The 17,792-nt window shown below is 68.5% G+C and carries 20 protein-coding genes; 6 read left to right on the forward strand and 14 right to left on the reverse strand.

The genetic code is table 11. The annotated features are described in order from the left end of the window. Positions 1-19 precede the first annotated feature (19 nt). Positions 20-1,231: a DegT/DnrJ/EryC1/StrS family aminotransferase gene (locus tag IHE47_RS04420; protein WP_192104655.1), complete on the forward strand. Its 1,212-nt coding sequence runs from the start codon at positions 20-22 to the stop codon at positions 1,229-1,231. Between the two features lie 25 nt (positions 1,232-1,256). Here the strand turns inward: IHE47_RS04420 and IHE47_RS04425 are convergent, their stop codons facing one another. The 3 genes from IHE47_RS04425 to IHE47_RS04435 all read right to left on the reverse strand — a co-directional run bounded on the left by IHE47_RS04425 (position 1,257) and on the right by IHE47_RS04435 (position 4,702). Next, positions 1,257-2,405: a hypothetical protein gene (locus IHE47_RS04425; protein WP_192104657.1), complete on the reverse strand. Its 1,149-nt coding sequence runs from the start codon at positions 2,403-2,405 to the stop codon at positions 1,257-1,259. Positions 2,406-2,503: 98 nt separating this feature from the next. Next, positions 2,504-3,385: a hypothetical protein gene (locus IHE47_RS04430; protein ID WP_192104659.1), complete on the reverse strand. Its 882-nt coding sequence runs from the start codon at positions 3,383-3,385 to the stop codon at positions 2,504-2,506. A gap of 246 nt (positions 3,386-3,631) precedes the next feature. Continuing rightward, positions 3,632-4,702: a GNAT family N-acetyltransferase gene (locus IHE47_RS04435; RefSeq protein ID WP_192104661.1), complete on the reverse strand. Its 1,071-nt coding sequence runs from the start codon at positions 4,700-4,702 to the stop codon at positions 3,632-3,634. Positions 4,703-4,795: 93 nt separating this feature from the next. Between IHE47_RS04435 and IHE47_RS04440 the strand changes: the two genes are divergently transcribed. From IHE47_RS04440 to IHE47_RS04450, 3 genes are all read left to right on the forward strand, one after another. Further along, complete coding sequence (locus tag IHE47_RS04440) at positions 4,796-5,068, forward strand: phosphopantetheine-binding protein (RefSeq protein ID WP_192104663.1); 273 nt, start codon at positions 4,796-4,798, stop codon at positions 5,066-5,068. Continuing rightward, positions 5,068-6,300 carry a beta-ketoacyl-[acyl-carrier-protein] synthase family protein gene (locus IHE47_RS04445; RefSeq protein ID WP_192104664.1) on the forward strand — a complete coding sequence of 411 codons (1,233 nt, stop codon included), beginning with the start codon at positions 5,068-5,070 and terminating at the stop codon, positions 6,298-6,300. Before IHE47_RS04440 ends, IHE47_RS04445 begins: the two co-directional genes overlap by 1 nt. A 372-nt stretch (positions 6,301-6,672) precedes the next feature. Beyond that, entirely contained in the window at positions 6,673-7,143 is a 471-nt protein-coding gene (locus IHE47_RS04450; RefSeq protein WP_192104665.1) for a hypothetical protein, read from the forward strand. A gap of 346 nt (positions 7,144-7,489) precedes the next feature. Here IHE47_RS04450 and IHE47_RS04455 read toward each other — a convergent pair whose 3' ends face one another. Then, positions 7,490-8,890 (reverse strand): aminotransferase class III-fold pyridoxal phosphate-dependent enzyme, encoded by a 1,401-nt coding sequence (locus IHE47_RS04455; RefSeq protein ID WP_192104666.1) that lies wholly within the window; start codon positions 8,888-8,890, stop codon positions 7,490-7,492. A 54-nt stretch (positions 8,891-8,944) separates the two neighbouring features. Beyond that, positions 8,945-9,643: an MtnX-like HAD-IB family phosphatase gene (locus tag IHE47_RS04460; protein ID WP_192104667.1), complete on the reverse strand. Its 699-nt coding sequence runs from the start codon at positions 9,641-9,643 to the stop codon at positions 8,945-8,947. 135 nt (positions 9,644-9,778) lie between these two features. Between IHE47_RS04460 and IHE47_RS04465 the strand changes: the two genes are divergently transcribed. After that, positions 9,779-10,579: a MipA/OmpV family protein gene (locus IHE47_RS04465; protein WP_192104668.1), complete on the forward strand. Its 801-nt coding sequence runs from the start codon at positions 9,779-9,781 to the stop codon at positions 10,577-10,579. A gap of 66 nt (positions 10,580-10,645) precedes the next feature. Here IHE47_RS04465 and IHE47_RS04470 read toward each other — a convergent pair whose 3' ends face one another. The 8 genes from IHE47_RS04470 to IHE47_RS04505 all read right to left on the reverse strand — a co-directional run bounded on the left by IHE47_RS04470 (position 10,646) and on the right by IHE47_RS04505 (position 15,811). Then, complete coding sequence (locus IHE47_RS04470) at positions 10,646-10,972, reverse strand: non-heme iron oxygenase ferredoxin subunit (RefSeq protein ID WP_192104669.1); 327 nt, start codon at positions 10,970-10,972, stop codon at positions 10,646-10,648. Next, positions 10,969-11,505: a GNAT family N-acetyltransferase gene (locus IHE47_RS04475; protein ID WP_192104731.1), complete on the reverse strand. Its 537-nt coding sequence runs from the start codon at positions 11,503-11,505 to the stop codon at positions 10,969-10,971. Before IHE47_RS04475 ends, IHE47_RS04470 begins: the two co-directional genes overlap by 4 nt. A gap of 36 nt (positions 11,506-11,541) precedes the next feature. After that, positions 11,542-11,844 (reverse strand): DUF962 domain-containing protein, encoded by a 303-nt coding sequence (locus IHE47_RS04480; protein ID WP_192104670.1) that lies wholly within the window; start codon positions 11,842-11,844, stop codon positions 11,542-11,544. 10 nt (positions 11,845-11,854) lie between these two features. After that, positions 11,855-12,724 carry a pirin family protein gene (locus IHE47_RS04485; protein WP_192104671.1) on the reverse strand — a complete coding sequence of 290 codons (870 nt, stop codon included), beginning with the start codon at positions 12,722-12,724 and terminating at the stop codon, positions 11,855-11,857. 14 nt (positions 12,725-12,738) lie between these two features. Continuing rightward, entirely contained in the window at positions 12,739-13,797 is a 1,059-nt protein-coding gene (locus IHE47_RS04490) for an NADH:flavin oxidoreductase/NADH oxidase (protein ID WP_192104672.1), read from the reverse strand. Between the two features lie 55 nt (positions 13,798-13,852). After that, a complete protein-coding gene (locus tag IHE47_RS04495) occupies positions 13,853-14,743 on the reverse strand; it encodes an alpha/beta fold hydrolase (RefSeq protein WP_192104673.1) in 891 nt (296 codons plus the stop codon). Between the two features lie 306 nt (positions 14,744-15,049). After that, on the reverse strand, positions 15,050-15,259 hold the full coding sequence (locus tag IHE47_RS04500) for a cold-shock protein (RefSeq protein ID WP_077482570.1): 210 nt from the start codon (positions 15,257-15,259) through the stop codon (positions 15,050-15,052). A 342-nt stretch (positions 15,260-15,601) separates the two neighbouring features. Next, on the reverse strand, positions 15,602-15,811 hold the full coding sequence (locus IHE47_RS04505; protein WP_192104674.1) for a cold-shock protein: 210 nt from the start codon (positions 15,809-15,811) through the stop codon (positions 15,602-15,604). A 234-nt stretch (positions 15,812-16,045) separates the two neighbouring features. Here IHE47_RS04505 and IHE47_RS04510 point away from each other — a divergent pair, with 234 nt between their 5' ends. Next, positions 16,046-16,402, forward strand: coding sequence for a hypothetical protein (locus IHE47_RS04510; RefSeq protein WP_225561617.1), 357 nt, complete (start codon positions 16,046-16,048; stop codon positions 16,400-16,402). Between the two features lie 98 nt (positions 16,403-16,500). On the opposite strand, the gene IHE47_RS04515 is transcribed toward IHE47_RS04510, so the two are convergent. Next, positions 16,501-17,754, reverse strand: coding sequence for a crosslink repair DNA glycosylase YcaQ family protein (locus tag IHE47_RS04515; protein ID WP_192104675.1), 1,254 nt, complete (start codon positions 17,752-17,754; stop codon positions 16,501-16,503). Positions 17,755-17,792: the final 38 nt, after the last annotated feature.

Raw genomic sequence — 17,792 nt, forward strand, 5'->3', positions numbered from 1 at the left:
GCCTGCTCCAGGCCCGCGCATGCCGCCCAGTCGCCGCCACGAACTGCCCCCCACCGCCGGCCTGCCACTGACGCTGGCCGATCTGCGTCCCGGCAGGGCCTCGCTGGCCGCCGACGTCGCGGCGCAACTCGGCACGCCGCCGCTGGCGCTCACCTGCTCCGGCACCGCCGCGCTGCTGATCGCGCTGGCCGCGCTGCGCGAACTCAAGCCCGCGCGCCGCCGCGTGGTGATGCCCGCCTACACCTGCCCGCTGGTGCCGCTGGCCGTGCACCAGGCCGGATTGGAAGCCGTGCCGTGCGACCTGCGTCCCGGCCACTACGACATGGATCCGCACGCGCTGCGCGCAGCCTGCGACGAGCGCACGCTGGCGATCCTGCCCACCCACCTCGCCGGCCGCGTGGCCGACGTGGACGATGCGCTGGCCGTGGCCAACAACGTGGGCGCCCACGTCATCGAGGATGCCGCGCAGGCGCTGGGCGCGCGGCGCGACGGCGGCAGCGTGGGCCTGGCCGGCGACCTCGGCTTCTTCAGCCTCGCCGCGGGCAAGGGCCTGTCGATCTACGAGGGCGGCCTGCTCGTCGCGCGCGATCCCGGACTGCGCGACCGGCTGGCGCACACCGCCAGGCGCATCGCGCCGTTCAAGCCTGGCTGGGAACTCCGCCGCAGCACGGAACTGCTGGGCTACGCCGCGCTGTATCGCCCGCGCGGCCTGCGCCTCGCCTACGGCAACCCGCTGCGCAGCGCGCTGCGTCGTGGCGATCCGGTGGCCGCGGTAGGCGACGATTTCTCGCTGCCGCTGCCGCTGCATGCGGTGGGTCGCTGGCGGCAAGCCGTCGGCGCGCACGCGGCCGCGCGACTGCCCGCTTTCATCGAACAATGCACGGCGCGTGCGCAGCGCTACCTCCCGCGCCTGCGTGCCATCCCCGGCGTCGACGTGCTGGACGACCCCGCCGGCACGCACGGCACATGGCCGTTCTTCATGCTGCTGCTGCCCGACCAGCGCCGTCGCGACGCCGCGCTGGAACAGCTCTGGCAGGCTGGCCTGGGCGTGAGCCGCCTGTTCATCCACGCCCTGCCCGACTACGCCTACCTGCGCGGCATCGTGCCCGCCGCCGGCGTGCCGAACGCCCGCGACTTCGCCGCGCGCAGCCTCACCATCGGCAACAGCGCGTGGCTGACGGATGCGGACATGGATGCGGTCTGCGGCGTGCTGGAAGCCACCGCACGCTGAAACCACGCCGTACCGGATCGCGCGTTCAAGGCGGCGTAGGTATCAGCTCGACCTTGGCATCGTCGTACAACGTAGCCATCAAGGTACGTCCATCCGGCAGGAACGACACCTCGCGCGGGAACCCGGAAGCCGCCGCCGTCAGCATCTGCTTCGGCACGCCATCCACCAGCGTGAGTCCGGCCACCTGTCCGGCCGCCGCGGCGCCGAAACGCGAAGACAGGGCCGCCCACACCTGCCTGCCATCCGGCCGCACCGCCACGCCCACCGGACTGGTGCCGATGGCGAAGCTCGCGTAAGCGGACCTGCCGGATGCCGACAGCAGGTCGCCGGCACGGAACTCCAGCAGCGCGCCGCTGCCGCGCGCGGTCACCCAGATGGTGTCACCCGCAGGAGCCACGGCCACCCGCACCGGATTGCAACCGGCCGCCACCACCGACTGCACGGCCTTGCGCGGCGCGCTGGCGACCTTGGCGACGTCGATGCGGAACAGCAAACCGGGCGGATGCATCCGCTCGTCCTTCGTCTCCGGCGTGCATGTCGCATCCAGGCCGGCGGTGCGCGGGGCGATTTCGCTGGTGGCGTACAACCATTGGCCATCCGGCGATTGCGCCAGGCCGACGGGCGCCGGCGCCAGCGGAATGCGCCCCGCCAGCGCGTCCCCGCGAAAGCCGCTGCCGGCCGCCTTCGCGAGATCGAACACGCTGATCGCATGCGCGAGTTCCTGGCTGACGAAGAGCAGGCGACCATCGTTGCTGACCAGTGCATAGACCGCCTGCGAACCCATGCCGTCGCTCAACTCGCCCAGCAGCGGATGGCCCTGCGCGTTTTCCAGCTGGGCCACGTCGAACACGTCCGCACCCTTGCGTTCGGCGACGGCCAGCAATCTGCCGTCGTGCGACAGCGATTCCCCGTAGGCCGGCGCGGGCATCGGCACGGTGTGATCCAGCTGGAACGTGCCACCCTGGTTGCGCAGCACGGCCACCGCGCCATGCTGGCGATCGATGGTGAGCGACACGAACGCCCAGCAACCATCGGCGCTGGACAAGGCCGAGAAAGGATGGCCCGGCACCGCCACCCGCGCCGCCTGCGTGGGCATCGTGCAGGCCGCGGCCTGCGCCGTCCCCGCAAAAGCCGGCACCAGCATCCCGAACAGCCAGAAAAGCACGTGTTTCATGACTTTCCCCGAACGCCTGTCCATGGCCTCTCCATGGTCCGCGTACTTCAGCCAAACCCGGCGCGCCCGTCAACGCGCACGCCTTCGCGCAGGCGGAATCAGCCGCCGCGCTCGGCGATGGCGCCAAGCAGCCCGAGGTTCAACGCATGCTGCTGCGCCTGCCAGCCGGCGACCAGCGCGGGATCGATCTCGGGCTGCTCGTCCATCGCGGAGAGCCTGCGCTTCCACCACGTGCTGTAGCGGTAGTGCGAGACCTCGCCGTTGATGTCGCTGCCGGCCAGCCCGTTGCGCAGGCTGCCGATCAACGCCAGCGCGTGGTCGAGCTGCAGGCGGCCCTGGTCCCAGTTGGTGCGCGCCACCTCGGGCGCGAACGCGTCCTTGTCGATGGTGAGGTAGGTGGGCAGGGTTTGCGTGCGCTGGTGCCCGACGAAGGCATCGACCAGCGCGTCCGGCGTGTCGAAGCCGCGGAACGCGCGCGCGATGCCCAGCCGGCGCGACCAGGCGGTGTCCACGCCCATGCTCCAGTACGTGAGCTTGCCGCGCAGCAGCGGCGTGAGGTAGTTCTCCCACGCATGGCCGGCACCGATGTCGTGCGAGGTGATGCCCAGCACGTGCACGTGGTCCACGAAGGGCAGCGCGGCCACGCGGCGTACCCAGGAGCCGCAGTGCACGCCGAACGGGAAGCGCATGTTGTCGGGGTGGTTGTCCAGTACCACCACCTGGATGGACGTGGCCGGCTTGAGCCGCGCGATCAGCGGCCAGCTGAGGTGGTGGAAGTCGCCCGAGCCGGTGAACACGGTGCCGTACTGCGCGGGCAACTGCGCGTCCAGCAAGGCACGGAAGCGGCGCATGGTGGCGAGCGAACAACCGAAGCGGATCGCTTCCTGCCATTCGGCCAGCGGCAGCACGAGGCCGTCGGGCAGTGGGCCTACCGAGCTGTCGATGTCGAGCACTACCGGGCGATGCGCGGAGGCGTTCATGGGCACCTCGATGCATAGCCCCTCTCCCGCCGGGAGAGGGGTTGGGGTGAGGGTTCGGCCAGTGCGGAATGCTGCGCTCTGCCCGAACCCTCGCCCGCCTGGATTCGCGCCATCCATGGCGACTCACCCCTGCGGGGCCGGCTTCGCCGTTCCGCCGGCGCTCCAGCGCCTGCAGGTCGGCACCCTCTCCCGGAGGGAGAGGGATTCACCAGGAAAGGTCGGGGCAAGCAATGGGCGACAGGGAAATCACTCATCGTCCTTCTCCGCGGATTCCTGCCAGCTGCGGTCGCTCTCGAAATGCCCGCCCAGCCTGCGCAGCAGCGCGCGCAGCAGGGGATTGCGTGCGTACACCGCATGGCGGGTGAAGGTCATGCTGGCGCCGAGGAAGGATTTCACTTCCGGGTCGGTCCAGCCGGCCACGTAGTGTGTCAGCCCGCGTTCGCTCGCATAGCCCAGGTTGTGCATCCAGCTCACGAAGTACAGGTTGTGCTCGCGCGCCTCGGGATAGGCGAAGCCGATGTATTTGTCGACCAGCTTGCCGCCGTGTTCGTAGCAGAGGTTCCAGCCGATCAGCCTGCCTTCGTGGCGGTAGACGAACACCACGCCGCCGCTGCCCGCGTCCTGCAGCAGCAGGCGGAAGTAATCCAGGCTCAGGCGATCGAAGTGGATCTCGCTTTGCGCGTACACGTTGTCGAACAGCGCGTAGTACGCGGCCAGCACGGCCTCGTCGCGGAAGCGCACGTCGCCGGTGCGCACGACCTCGATGTCGAGGTCGGCGCGCGAACGCAGCTTGCGGCGGATGTTCTTCCGGCGGCTGTAGCTGAGCTTCGCCAGATACTCGTCGTCCGAGGCGAAGTCGATCGGCACCCAGGCCAGCGCCTGCCCCTCCAGCAGCACGAAGCCCTCGGCCGCGCAGGCCTCGGCGAAGGCGCGGGCGCAGGCGTTCTCCGCGTCGCTCAGCAGCGGCGAATCCTGCGCGATGTCCTTCACGATGAGCAGCTTGCACTCGCGACCCCAGGCGGCCTTCAAGCCTCGCGCCAACCCGGCCGGCGACACGTCCTGCGGCAGCGGCGCGTATTCGGTCACCGTGCTGCCGGCGAAGCGGGTGCGCCAGCGCAGCAGGCGGCTCCAGTACCGGTACAGCGGCAGCCCGGCCACGCGCCTGCGCAGTTCGTCGTCCGCCGTGGTCAGCAGGTCGAACGGCGCCACGAAGCCCGGCATGCCCTGCGGCGAATACCCGGCCGTGAAGCCGATCGGCGGCTGCGCCATGAATGCCGCCAGCAGCGCGCCCGGTTCGAGTTGCGAAATGAAAGGCATGAGTAAGCGAGTTTGCCTAGACTGTACGGGCCAAGCTTGGCCGGCACACCTTGCACCGGCCTTCCATTGTCGCCCGCCACCAAGGATCCCGTCATGACCGGAACGACCCAGCAGCAAGTGTTCGAGATCATCGCCAAGCAGGCCAAGGTCGACGTGGCGAACGTCACGCCCGAGTCCACGCTGAAGGATCTGGGCGTCGCCTCGCTGGAGGCCATCGAGCTGATCTTCGACATCGAGGAGCACTTCGACATCCACTTCCCGGAACAGCAGGGCGCCAACTTCGACAGCGACACCGCGCAGAGCCTGGTCGACGCCGTGCAGAAGGCGCTGGACGAGAAGGCCGCCGAAGGCGAAGGCGGCCAGTAATGCCCACCATCGAGACCCGCCGCGTCGTCATCACCGGCATGGGCGCGATCAGCCCGCAGGGCGTGGGCGCCCGGGCGCTGTGGCACGGCCTGAGCGAAGGACGCAGTGCGATCGGCCCGCTGCGCCACAAGGACAGCGAGGTGCTGCGCGTGAAGATCGCCGCGCAGGTGCCGGACAGCTTCGACCCGGCCACCGGCATCGACGAACGCACCCTGCCCCTGCTCGACCGCACCTCGGAATTCGCGCTGCACGCGGCGCGCGAGGCGATCGCGCATTCGGGCATCGACTTCAGCCGCGACGGCCTGGGCCTGCGCACCGCGGTGATCGTGGGCACCGGCGTGGGCGGCGAGACCACCCAGGACGAACAGAGCCGCCGGCTTTACGCGGAAAAGGCCAGCCGCACCCATCCGCTCACCATCGTGCGGCTGATGACCAACGCCTCGGCCAGCCAGATCAGCATCGCCTACGGGCTGCGCGGCGCCACCTATGCGGTGGCCAGCGCCTGCGCCTCGGCCAACCACGCGGTGATCCAGGCGGCGCAGATGATCCGCTACGGCATGGTCGACGCGGCCGTCACCGGCGGCACCGAGGCCTGCCTCAGCTACGGCGCGCTGCGCGCCTGGGAAGCGATGCGCGTGCTGTCCGACGACACCTGCCGCCCATTCAGCGCGAACCGCCGCGGCCTGGTGCTGGGCGAAGGCGCCGGCATCTTCGTGCTGGAATCGCTGGAGCACGCGCGGGCGCGCGGCGCCACCATCCTCGCCGAACTCGCCGGCACCGGCATGAGCGCGGACGCCAGCGACATCGTGATGCCCAGCGCCGACGGCGCCGCCTCCGCGATGCGCCAGGCGCTCGCCGAGGCCGGGCTGAATCCCGAGGACGTGGACTACATCAACGCCCACGGCACCGGCACCCAGGCCAACGACAGCACCGAGACGCGCGCGATCCGCCTCGCCTTCGGCGCGCATGCCGACAAGCTCGCGGTGTCGTCCACCAAATCCATGCACGGCCATGCGCTGGGCGCCTCCGGTGCGCTGGAGCTGGTGGCCGCGATCGGCGCGCTGCGCGAGAACGTGGTGCCGCCCACCGCCAACCTGGACAAGCCCGATCCCGCCTGCGATCTCGATTACGTGCCGAACACGGCGCGCGAGATGCCGGTGCGGGCGGTGCTCAGCAATTCGTTCGCGTTTGGCGGGTTGAACGCCGTGCTGGCGTTGAAACGGGCTCCGTAATCCCGCCTTCCGCCCCTCTCCCGTACGCGGGAAAGGGGCTCGCGGAGAGGGGCTCCCACTCCGCGTTTTCGCAAGTTCCAAAGCGGTTTCGTGCACCTGCCGAGGTGCAACCCATGTCCTGGCACACCTGTTACCTATGTCTCCGGTCCATACAGTAGCCAAGAGAAAATAGCCAAAGCGAAACAGCAGCCCACGGCTCGCTGCCTTTGAAACTTTTTCCCTGCACGCGAAGACTTTGCTCAAGCGCCGATCCTGCCGGCTGGAGCCGGCCACAGGATTGATCACGACGCGCCATCAGCCACGCTGATTGCTTGCGGCGAACTTTCCTGTTGGGCACACTCGGACGAGTGCGCCCCAGGGAGGAAGTGCGTGATGAGAGCACCACTTGGATGGTTGGTCCTGGCACTCGGGCTGGCTTGCGTACCGACGGCAAGCGCTGGCGACATCTACAAATGCATGGTCAACGGAAGCGCGGTTTACCGCGATCAACCGTGCTCGACGGTCAAACCCGACGAGGGCAAGTTAGCCGTTCGCGATACCCAGTCGGACGACAGCGCAACGGGGAACAGCCCGGCGGCCTTGATGCAGGGCATTCGCAGACTCACCGAACGAGAACGCCAACTGGATGCGCAACGCGACAGGGCGCAGGCCCTGCTCAGGGTACGCATGGCGAACGTCACCGACGATCACGCAAGGCAGCGGGAAATTGCCGCGTTCAAGAGTGACTGGCGGGATCGCTTCGCGGAAAACCGGCGTCAGCGCGAACTACTGCTTGATCAGCTAAGGAAACTTTGCCCGGGCGGCGCCTCAAGCCGTTCGGGTCGAACGACCTGCAACAAATAGCCCTTATTGCCGGAAAAGGGACGGGCAATTAAGCCTGACCCGCATCGTGACGCTTTGCCTCTAGCGCGCAGGATGCGCGCCTGCTTTTCCGGAGCACCGGCGGTGGGACGTGGTCGACAAGGCCGCACGACGAAACCGCCCTGAGACTTGCGAGAGTACAGAAGCAAAAGCTCCTCTCCCCCAACCCCTCTCCCGCAAGCGGGCGAGGGGAGATCGGGATCGTCTCGAGCACCGCTCCTCACTCCGCCCTTCTCCTCGGGGGGGCGAGGGAAAAAAGCAAAGAGCCGAAAAGCAAAAGGCCCGACGGTTTCCCATCGGGCCTTTCGTCCGCAAAGCGCGACGGGGGTCAGCCCTTCTTGGCCTTGGTCAGCAACTGGTCCAGCAGCGAGATCGCCAGGTCGATCTCTTCGTGCGTGATGTCCAGCGACGGCGCGAACGTGATCACGTTCTTGTACCAACCGCCCACGTCGAGGACGAGGCCGATCTTCTTGCCGTTGTGCTCCAGGTCGCCGGCGAGGCCGATGTCGACCATCTTGTCGAGCAGCGCCTTGTTCGGCGTGAAGCCGTCGTCGGTGCAGATCTCGGCGCGCAGCGCGAGGCCGAGGCCGTCGACGTCGCCGATTTCCTTGTGCTTCTTCTGCAGCTCGCGCAGACCTTCGAGGAAGTGCGCGCCCTTCTTCGGCACGGTGGTCTCGTAGTCCAGCTCGTAGCCCATCTTGATCACTTCCAGACCCAGCGAGGTGCCCAGCGGGTTGGAGTTGAAGGTGGAGTGGGTGGAGCCCGGCGGGAACAGGGTCGGGTTGATCAGCTCTTCGCGTGCCCACAGGCCGGACAGCGGGTTCAGACCGTTGGTCAGCGCCTTGCCGAACACGACGATGTCCGGCGTCACGCCGAAATTCTCGATCGACCACAGCTTGCCGGTGCGCCAGAAGCCCATCTGGATCTCGTCCGACACCATCAGGATGCCGTACTTGTCCAAGACCTTCTTCAAGCCCTTGAAGAAATTCATCGGCGGCAACACGTAGCCGCCGGTGCCCTGGATCGGCTCGACGTAGAACGCGGCGTATTCGCACTGGCCGGTCTTGGGATCCCACACGCCGTTGTATTCGGTCTCGAACAGCCGCTCGAACTGGCGCACGCAGCTGTCGGAATACTCTTCAGCCGTCATGCCCTTGGGGCGGCGGAACGGATACGGGAACGGCAGGAACATCGCGCGCTCGCCGAAATGGCCGAAGCGGCGGCGATAGCGGTAGCTCGAAGTGATCGACGAGGCGCCCAGCGTGCGGCCGTGGTAGCCGCCCTCGAAGGCGAACATCAGGCTCTTGCCGTTGCTGGCGTTGCGCACCAGCTTCAGCGAATCCTCGATCGCCTGCGCGCCGCCGACGTTGAAGTGCACGCGGCCGTCGAGGCCGAACTTCTTCTTCGCGTCCAGCGCGATGGTCTTGGCCAGCTCGATGCGGGTCTGGTGCAGGTACTGGCTGGCGACCTGCGGCAGCACGTCGATCTGCTTCTTCAGCGCGTCGTTGAGGCGCTTGTTGCCGTAGCCGAAATTGACCGCCGAGTACCACATCTGCAGGTCGAGGAACGGCGTGCCGGCCGTGTCGAACATGTAGCTGCCTTCGCCGTGGCGGAAGATCTTCGGCGGGTCCACGTAATGCACGGTGTCGCCGAAGGAGCTGTACTTGGCCTCGTCGGCGAGCAGTTGCGCGTCGTCGATGAAACCGACGGCGTTCTTGTCGATGTTCATGGTCGGGTTCCGGGGAACGGTCTTGAGGGATGCAGCAGACAGCAAGGCGGCCGATCAGGCCGCCGCTGCTTCGTGATAGCGCGCGTGGTGCACCAGGCTGCCGTCGAGCAGGCGCGGCAGGTATTCCAGCGCGTCCTCGAAGCCGGTGATCGGCATGTACGGGATGCCGGCGGCGCGGCAGTGCTCGATCAGGCGGTGCTTGGCGAACACGAAGTCCACGCGGTCGGCCGCGCAGAAATCCGAGGCGCCGTCGCCGATCAGCAGGGTCTTGGCGCCCGTGGTGCGGGCCTGCGCCACGCAGGCGCACTTGCAGGTGCCGCTGCGGCAACCCTCGGCCTGGAACGGCGAGGTGAGCTGCCACTGCTTCGGCGGCGTGGCGGGCGAAAGATGGTTGGCGGCCAGCGGCAGGTCGTCCAGGCCGTAGCGGCCCAAGATCTGGTGGATCGCGTAGTCGAGGCCGTCGCTGACGATGCGGATCGGCACGTTGAGTTCGCGCGCCTTGGCCACGAAGCCCGGGAAGGCGTGGTCGATCCACAGCTCGCGCAGGTGCTCGTCCAGCTCGGCGCGCGTCATCTGCAGCAGCTCGACCTGGCCCGACATGCACTCGCGCGAGCCGATGCGACCGGCGCGCCAATCCTGCTCCAGCACTTCCCAGCCGGGACGGCCGAAGCGGTCGAGCAGCGAGTCGATCACGTCTTCGACGGAAATGGTGCCGTCGAAATCACACAGAATGGTCCAGCCGGACGGGGACATCGGGAATCCATACCTATCAGCGATGACAGCGAGGGTAGAAACCCTGCCTTTCGGCGCCCTTTCCCCAACGGGGGCTAAGCCGGCAGCCCCGCACCACGGCAAATCGTACGCCCGGCCCCTTATGCTGCCGCCCCCATGACCCGCCCATCCCTGCCTGCGGACCTGTTCCGTCGCCTTGCCCTGTCCGCCTGTCTGCTCATCGGCCTGCCGTGGGCGCGGCATTGCCGTGCCGACGACGGCGACCCGCCGACCTACGCCTTCGGCGCCGGCATGGAGCGCATGCCGGCCTGGCCCGGCGCGCAAGGCTCGCGCAACCAGCCGATCCCCTACGTCGACATCGAGATCCCCGACCATCTCAGCCTGTCCACGCTGGACGGACTGCAACTCGACCTGATCGGCGGCCCGGTGCTGCACGGCGGCTTCTACGGCGACTACCAGTGGGGCCGCGACAGCGGCGACCTCGGCATGCTGCGCGGCAGGATCGCGCCGCTGTCGCCGCGCCTCACCGCGGGCGGCTACCTGGAGTGGCAGCTCACCAGGCAGATCGACGTGGGTACCGACCTCAGCCACGACATCGATGGCGCCGGCGCCTATCTCGACGTCTACGGCGAGTGGGACCTGCCGCCAGTCTGGCTGCTGCAGCATTCGTTCGAGCTGCACTGGCAGGCGATGAACGGCGCGGCGATGAACCGCTTCTTCGGCATCAGCCCCGCCCAGGCGGGCGCACTGGCCGTGCCCGCATGGCACCCCGGCGCCGGCAGCCAGTCGGCCACGCTCGAATACGACCTGTTCGTGCCCACCAGCCAGCACACCGGCCTCGCGCTGGCGCTGGACTGGGAACGCCTGCTGGGCGATGCCGGCAACAGCCCGCTGGCGACACGGTTCGGCTCGCGCAACCAGCCATCCGAATCAGTGGCCTTCGTGTACCACTTTTGAAAAGTGCGGCCAGGGATGGCCGCCCGTTTGATTTCAGCGATCAAGGACGATCGCAAAAACAACCATTCACCTGTCGTCGCGCGTCCAGATCGCGCCCTCTTCCACGCGCACGGGGAAGCAGGCAATCGGCTCGTACGCCGGCGGGCACGTCACCGCGCCCGTGCGCAGGTCGAAGCGCGCACCGTGGCGCGGGCATTCCACCTCGAAACCATGCACCTCGCCGCCGGCGAGGTCGCCGCCGTCGTGCGTGCAGACGTCCTCGACGGCGTAGAGGTCGCCGTCGATGTTGTACACGGCGATGGGCGTGTCGCCGTCGAACACCACCCTGAACTCGCCCGGCAGCAGTTCGCCGCGCGTACCCACGCGCACCCAGCCTTCGCTCGCCAGGCTCATGCGAGCTCCTTGCGCAGCACTTCGAAGCGCAGGTCGTCGCGCCGCGGGATGCCGAAACGCTCGTCGCCGTAGGGGAAAGGCTGGAATTCGCCGGTGCGGCGGTAGCCGCGGCGCTCGTAGAAGGCGATCAATTCGGCGCGCTGCACGATCGTCGTCATATGCATCGCGCGGCAGTCCCACGCGTCACGCACGATGCGCTCGGCCTCGGCCATCACGGCCTTGCCCAGCCCACCGCCCTGCTGCAAGGGATCCACTGCAAACAAACCGAAGTAGCCGGAGTCACCCTGCCGCTCGATGTGGCAACAAGCCAGCAGCACGCCATCGCGCTCAGCCAGGAGAATCACGCTGTACGGCTGATCCAATCGCACTGAAACATCGGCGGCGTCCGTACGCTGGCCACCCAGCAAATCGGATTCGGTCGTCCAGCCGCGACGACCGGAATCGCCGCGATAAGCGGACTCGACCAGGGCCACGATGGCGGGAACATCGGCCGCGACGGCCGGGCGGAAGCGGAGAGTGGCAGGTTCGGACATGCGCGGCATGTTAGAGCCTGCGCCCCTTGCGCGCATTCAGAAACTCACCTTCCCCCGCAGCATCTGCGCATACATCACCCAGTCGCCCATCAGGCTGTAGAGCGGGTGCCGGAAGGTGGCCGGCCGGTTCTTCTCGTGGGCGAAGTGGCCGATCCACGCGCAGCCGTAGCCGGCCACCGGCAGCAGCCACAACCACGCCAGCCGCCCGCTGGCGACCGCCAGCAGCAGGATCAGCAGCACCAGCGTGCTGCCGATGAAATGCCAGCGCCGGCACAGGCGGTTGGCGTGCTCACCCAGGTAGTAGGGATAGAACGCGCGGAAGCTGGCGAATTCGGCCATCTCGGTCTCCTCAACCCGGCAGCGGGATGAATTCCTGCTCGTCGCCGGGCACGACGGGGAAGCGCCCCTCGCGCCAATCGGCCTTGGCCTGTTCGATGCGATCGGTCTCGGCGGCCACGAAGTTCCACCACAGGTGGCGCTCGCCGTCCAATGGCGCGCCGCCGAACAGCATCACGCGGCTGGCGCGGCTTGCCTTGATGGCCGGCGCCGCGCCGGACTGCACCGCCATCCGCCCTTCGGCCACGTCCAGCCCGCCCCACGACACCTCGCCCTCGACCACGTGCACGCCGTGCTCGGCATGCTCGGCCGGCAGGACAAGTCCGGCGCCGGCATCGAGCCGCGCCTCGGCGAAGAACATCGGCGCAAACACTTTCACCGGCGACGCCGCGCCCCAGCCCGTGCCGGCGATCAGCACCAGCTCGACGCCGGGCTGCCGGATGCACGGCAACGCATCCGCCTCGTGATGGTGGAACTCCGGCGCGACCTCCGCCTGCCCGCGCGGCAGCGCCACCCACACCTGGATACCGTGCATGCGCTGGCCGGTGGCGCGCACGTCCGGCGGCGTGCGCTCGGAATGCACGATGCCGCGGCCGGCGGTCATCCAGTTCACCGCGCCGGGGCGGATGTCGGCGAGGCTGCCCAGGCTGTCGCGGTGGCGGATCGTGCCGTCGAACAGCCAGGTCACGGTGGCCAGGCCGATGTGCGGATGCGGCCGCACGTCCATGCCGCGGCCGGGCGCGAAATCCACCGGCCCCATGTGGTCGTAGAACACGAACGGCCCCACGTGGCGCGCGGCCAGCACCGGCAGCAGGCGCCGCACGGTGAAGCCGTCGCCGAGATCGTGCAGGCGGCCGTCGATCAATGTCGGTTGCGCATTCATTAGTCCAGCCTCGCTCACCAAGCCCGCTGATATTGCATCGGCGCGACCAGCTGCGCACCCAGCTCCTGCGCGGCGCGGCGCGGGAAATACGGATCGCGCAGGCTCTCGCGGGCGATCAGCACCACGTCGGCCTCGCCGTTGTCCACGATGTCGGCCGACTGCTTCGCCCCGGTGATGAGACCCACCGCACCGGTGGCGATGCCAGCCTCGCGGCGCACGCGCGCGGCGAACGGCACCTGGTAGCCCGGCCCCAGCGGGATCTTCACGTGCGGCAGCAGGCCGCCGCTGGAAACATCGACGAGGTCCACGCCCAGCGCCTGCATCCCGCGCGCCAGCTGCACGCTCTGCTCCACGTCCCAGCCGCCCTCGGCCCAGTCGGTGGCGGAGATGCGCAGCCACAGCGGCAACTCCTCCGGCCACACCTCGCGCACGGCGGCGACCACTTCGCGCGCCAGTCGCGCGCGGTTCTCGAAGCTGCCGCCATAGGCGTCGTCGCGCCGGTTGCTCAGCGGCGACAGGAACTGGTGCAGCAGGTAGCCATGCGCGGCGTGCAGTTCGATCAGCCTGAAGCCGGCGGCCAGCGCACGCTGCGCGCCGGCGCGGAAATCGGCGACCACCTGGCGGATGCCTGCCGCGTCCAGCGCCACCGGCACGTGCCAGCCCGCGTCGAACGGCAGTGCCGATGGCGCCACCGTGGACCATGCGCCCTGCCCTGCCGCCAGCGCGCCGCCGCCCTCCCATGGCCGCTGCGCACTGGCCTTGCGGCCGGCATGCGCGAGCTGCACGCCGGGCACCGCCCCCTGCGCGGCGATGAAGGCGGCGATCGGTTGCCACGCCGCCACCTGGGCATCGTTCCAGATGCCGGTGTCGCCCAGCGAGATGCGACCCTGCGCCGACACCGCGCTGGCCTCGGCGATCACCGCACCCGCGCCACCCACCGCGCGGCTGCCCAGGTGCACCAGGTGCCAGTGGTCGGGCACGCCGTCGGTGGCCGAGTACTGGCACATCGGCGATACCACGATGCGGTTGCGCAGGCTCAGGCTGCGCTGCGGGAGGGATTCGAACAGTTTCATCGGGCGGTCGGCGCGGGGGAGGAAGTCCCTACAGTGCCGGCGCGATGCGCCCGCATCAAGAGCCGGAACGGTGCGGGATCGTGGCCGTTGCGCCGTGCGCGGTGATCCAGGCGGCGATGTGCGCGGCGATGGCATCGGGCGTCTTCATCCAGCCGAAATGATCGGCCGGGCCGCCGCCGAGATCGTCCGGCGCGACCTGTTCGTGCCGGCGCGAGGCCTGCGGCATCTTGCCCAGCAGCCAGTCCAGCGAGGCGGCCGGACCCAGCCAGTCGTCGCGCAGGCGTTGTGCCAGCACGGGCAGCTCCAGCGCGGCCAGTGCCTGCTCGAGATCCACGGCCATGCCCTTCGCCGCGTAACGGCCGCTGCGCCCGCTGCGCGCCCAGTCGGCAATCACGCCGCGCGCCTCGTTGCCGCCGAAGCCGATGCGGCGGCCTGGCAGGTGCCCGCGCAGCGCAGCCAGCGCGGGCGCCAGCGCATAGGCCATGCCGACCAGCGCGCCATGGCGGAAGCGCCGCCAGTACGGTGCGCCGCTGGCCACCAGCGCGATGCCCGCCATGTCGCGCGGATGCAGCGCCGCGTACAGGCAGGCCAGTTGCCCGCCCAGGCTGTGCCCGCCGATCCACGCGCGCGCCTGCGGCCAATGCGTGCGCGACGCGGCCATGCCCGTGGGCAGGTCGAGTTGCAGCAACTCGCGGTAACCCCAGTTGCAGCGATGGCTGGCGCGCAGGCTGCTGGAACCGATGCCGCGCCATTCGTGCAAGGCCACCGCCACCCCGCGCGCCGCCAGCGCGGCGGCCAGCGGCAGGTAATGCTTCGCCGGCACGCCCATCGCCGGCAGCCAGTACACGACATCGCGCGGCTCGCCCTCCGGCGCCACGCACAGCAACTCCGCACGCGCATCATCGGCCATCGCCAGCTGCAGAACAGCGGGATCCGCAACGCTCATGAGGCCCATTGAAAAGTGCGGCCATGGATGGCCGCCCGTTTGATCTTCGCGATCAAGGACGATCGCAAAAGCAAGAGCCCGCCATGGATGGCCGCCCGTATGATTTTCGCGATCAAGGACGATCGCAAAGGCAAGAGCCCGCCATGGGTGGCCGCCCGTGTGATTTTCGCGATCAAGGACGATCGCAAAGGCAAGAGCCCACCATGGATGGCCGCCCGTTTGATCTCCGCGCTCATGGACGAACGCACGGATACACCCAAGAAAAAGGCCGGCTTGCGCCGGCCCTTTCCGCTTGCAAGGCAGCGATCAAGCCGGAGCGACTTCTTCGGCCTGCAGGCCCTTCTGGCCCTGCACCACCTTGAACGTCACCTTCTGGCCTTCCTGCAGGCTCTTGAAGCCCGTGCCGGTGATGGCACGGAAATGCACGAACACGTCAGGGCCATTCTCGCGGCTGATGAAGCCGAACCCCTTGGCGTCGTTGAACCACTTGACGGTACCCGTTTCACGATCCGACATGACTCACTCCGATCCAAATCCAGACGCTTGAGACGAATCGACCTCCCCTGGGGCCGACGGCTTACTGGGCATGCCGGGGTCGGGTGTAACGACATGGAATCGAAACGGTTCCACACCGGGCACGCACGTGGCCAAGCAGACGCAGTGAACCAAGCATAACGGAAATTCAGGAATGCGAGGGAAGTGTCAAGCGGCATTCCAAAAAGACTGCCACGGACATGAAAAACCGCCGGAAGCGACTCCCGGGATCGCGTCGGCACAGCCACCCGGGGCACCCGCCGCTAACGGCGGGCACAAAAAAACCGGGCATCGCTGCCCGGTTTCGTTTGACGCAAGCGGCAATCAGGCGGCGCTGACTTCATCGGCCTGCAGGCCCTTCTGGCCCTGCACCACCTTGAAGCTGACCTTCTGGCCTTCCTGCAGGCTCTTGAAGCCGTTGCCGGTGATCGCGCGGAAATGCACGAACACGTCCGGGCCGTTGTCACGGGCGATGAAGCCGAAGCCCTTGGCGTCGTTGAACCACTTGACGGTACCGATCTGACGATCAGACATTTGAATCACTCCACATGGGTAAAAGAGACTCGACCGCCGCAAAAGGCGGCAGCCGGCTTACTGGTGTGCAAAGGAAAACAACCCCGGGGTGAACTGATGAGGCAGATCGTGGATCGGCTGCATCGGGTCACCGGTGCTAGGCGACCCCGGCAAACGCAGTACCGCCATGATAGCCGATAACCGCCCGATGCCGCCCGATGCGAGAATCAACCCTTCCACGCCGAGGATCGCCGCTTGAACATCCGCCCGCTGCTACCGTTGTGCGCCGGCCTGCTGCTGGCCGCCTGCGCCACAACCAGGCCGACGCGCCCCGCCACGCCACCCGCCCCGGCCGCGGTCACCGGCGTCGCCTCCTGCGATGCCTACCTCGCCAGCTACCTGGGTTGCCATCGCGCCGCGGCGATCTATCCGGTGGACCAGTTGCAGGCGCACTACCAGGCCATGCGCGACAGCCTGCTGCAGGCTTCGCAGGATCCGCGGACCCGCCCTTACCTGGACGCACGCTGCCGTTTGCTGGCCAGCCAGATCGGCCAGCGTCTGCAGGGGCGCTCCTGCGATGCCCCGGCGCCTGCCGGTGCGGCGACGCGCTGAGCCGGCGCGACGGCCAGCCCCGGTTGGCGCGGGGCCCTCGAGGCCCTTGTGCTTCCGCAGGCGACGGCACGGGAGAAAACCCTCGCGGGCATTCGAACCTACTTCTTCCATCCGGCACGCAGCATCGACGCCAGCGCCGCCGGCCGGCAACGTCCCAGACGAACCGCCGGCGTCCCATGCCACTCCGCCGTGCGCTCGATCGCCGCAGCCAATTCGCCAGCCAGGCGCGGCGAAGGCTGCACGCCCGGCTCCAGGAACAGCGCCTTGATCTCGAACACCCCATCGGCCCGATGCGCCTTCGCATCCAGCCGGCCAACCAGCGCGCCTCGATGCAGGATGGGCAACACGTAATAGCCATAACGCCGCTTCGGTGCAGGCACGTAGCACTCGATCCGGTAATCGAAATCAAACATCGCCAACGCACGGGCGCGATCCCACACCAGCGGATCGAACGGCGACAGCAGCGTGGTATGCGTGGCACGCAGCCGACCGGCACGCGCCAGCTCCAGCGCCTCGGCATGCCCGCGATGCACGTACCCGGGCACGTCCCAGCCGCGCACCGCCACCTCCAGCAATTCGCCTTCGGCCAGCAGCGGCGCCAGCTCGCGCGCCGTCACCGCGGGCTTGAGGCGGAAGTAGTCGGCGATCCAGCGCGCCTGCGCGATGCCCAGCGCATGCACGCCCTCGAGGATGAAATGCCGGCGCAGCAGTTCCGTATCGAGTCCGCTGGGGACGAACGGCGGATCGAGCTTTGCCAACACGCGTCCGGCGAGGTCATAGACGCGCTGGAAGCGCTCGCGCCGCGCCACCATCAGGTCGCCCAGCGCGAACCACGCCTCCAGCCAGCGCTTCTCCGGCTTCCACTCCCACCAGCCGGAGACACCGCGATCCTCGCGCGGGAAATCCGCGGCCAATACCGGCCCGTGCTCGCGAACGCGCGCGAGCAGCGCATCCATCGACGGCTTGTGCTCGCGATGCATGCGCTCGGCATGGCGATGCGCCCAATGACTGCCGCGCTCGCGCCACGCACGATGCGCGGCGAGGTCACGCGCGCCGACGAAACAGGCCTCGTGCGCCCAGCATTCGGCGATGCGGCCGTCGGCCAGCGCCTCGTCCAGCCATGCCATCGGGTAGTCGCCGAGCCGCGAATGCAGCACCAGGTACGGGCTGCGCGCGACCACGTGGATGGAATCGATCTGCAGCAGGCGCATGCGTTCGATGGCCGCCACCACGTCGTCGCGCCGCGGCTTGCGGCGCGGTGCCCGCAGCAGGCCCTGTGCATGCAATTGCAACGCACGCGCCTGCGACGGCTGCAAGGCGGCCGCATTCGCTGAAGCTGCGTTCAACGGCATGCTGCTTTCACACCGAATCGACACGGATATTGCGGCGA

This window comes from Rhodanobacter sp. DHB23, from assembly GCF_014842975.1.
GTDB lineage: Bacteria > Pseudomonadota > Gammaproteobacteria > Xanthomonadales > Rhodanobacteraceae > Rhodanobacter_A.

Bases quoted from the DNA above. Each gene is read 5' to 3' on its own strand.
- IHE47_RS04420 (WP_192104655.1), top strand. From the start codon at position 20: ATGCCGCCCAGTCGCCGCCACGAACTGCCCCCCACCGCCGGCCTGCCA.
- IHE47_RS04425 (WP_192104657.1), bottom strand. From the start codon at position 2,405: ATGAAACACGTGCTTTTCTGGCTGTTCGGGATGCTGGTGCCGGCTTTT.
- IHE47_RS04430 (WP_192104659.1), bottom strand. From the start codon at position 3,385: ATGAACGCCTCCGCGCATCGCCCGGTAGTGCTCGACATCGACAGCTCG.
- IHE47_RS04435 (WP_192104661.1), bottom strand. From the start codon at position 4,702: ATGCCTTTCATTTCGCAACTCGAACCGGGCGCGCTGCTGGCGGCATTC.
- IHE47_RS04440 (WP_192104663.1), top strand. From the start codon at position 4,796: ATGACCGGAACGACCCAGCAGCAAGTGTTCGAGATCATCGCCAAGCAG.
- IHE47_RS04445 (WP_192104664.1), top strand. From the start codon at position 5,068: ATGCCCACCATCGAGACCCGCCGCGTCGTCATCACCGGCATGGGCGCG.
- IHE47_RS04450 (WP_192104665.1), top strand. From the start codon at position 6,673: ATGAGAGCACCACTTGGATGGTTGGTCCTGGCACTCGGGCTGGCTTGC.
- IHE47_RS04455 (WP_192104666.1), bottom strand. From the start codon at position 8,890: ATGAACATCGACAAGAACGCCGTCGGTTTCATCGACGACGCGCAACTG.
- IHE47_RS04460 (WP_192104667.1), bottom strand. From the start codon at position 9,643: ATGTCCCCGTCCGGCTGGACCATTCTGTGTGATTTCGACGGCACCATT.
- IHE47_RS04465 (WP_192104668.1), top strand. From the start codon at position 9,779: ATGACCCGCCCATCCCTGCCTGCGGACCTGTTCCGTCGCCTTGCCCTG.
- IHE47_RS04470 (WP_192104669.1), bottom strand. From the start codon at position 10,972: ATGAGCCTGGCGAGCGAAGGCTGGGTGCGCGTGGGTACGCGCGGCGAA.
- IHE47_RS04475 (WP_192104731.1), bottom strand. From the start codon at position 11,505: ATGTCCGAACCTGCCACTCTCCGCTTCCGCCCGGCCGTCGCGGCCGAT.
- IHE47_RS04480 (WP_192104670.1), bottom strand. From the start codon at position 11,844: ATGGCCGAATTCGCCAGCTTCCGCGCGTTCTATCCCTACTACCTGGGT.
- IHE47_RS04485 (WP_192104671.1), bottom strand. From the start codon at position 12,724: ATGAATGCGCAACCGACATTGATCGACGGCCGCCTGCACGATCTCGGC.
- IHE47_RS04490 (WP_192104672.1), bottom strand. From the start codon at position 13,797: ATGAAACTGTTCGAATCCCTCCCGCAGCGCAGCCTGAGCCTGCGCAAC.
- IHE47_RS04495 (WP_192104673.1), bottom strand. From the start codon at position 14,743: ATGAGCGTTGCGGATCCCGCTGTTCTGCAGCTGGCGATGGCCGATGAT.
- IHE47_RS04500 (WP_077482570.1), bottom strand. From the start codon at position 15,259: ATGTCGGATCGTGAAACGGGTACCGTCAAGTGGTTCAACGACGCCAAG.
- IHE47_RS04505 (WP_192104674.1), bottom strand. From the start codon at position 15,811: ATGTCTGATCGTCAGATCGGTACCGTCAAGTGGTTCAACGACGCCAAG.
- IHE47_RS04515 (WP_192104675.1), bottom strand. From the start codon at position 17,754: ATGCCGTTGAACGCAGCTTCAGCGAATGCGGCCGCCTTGCAGCCGTCG.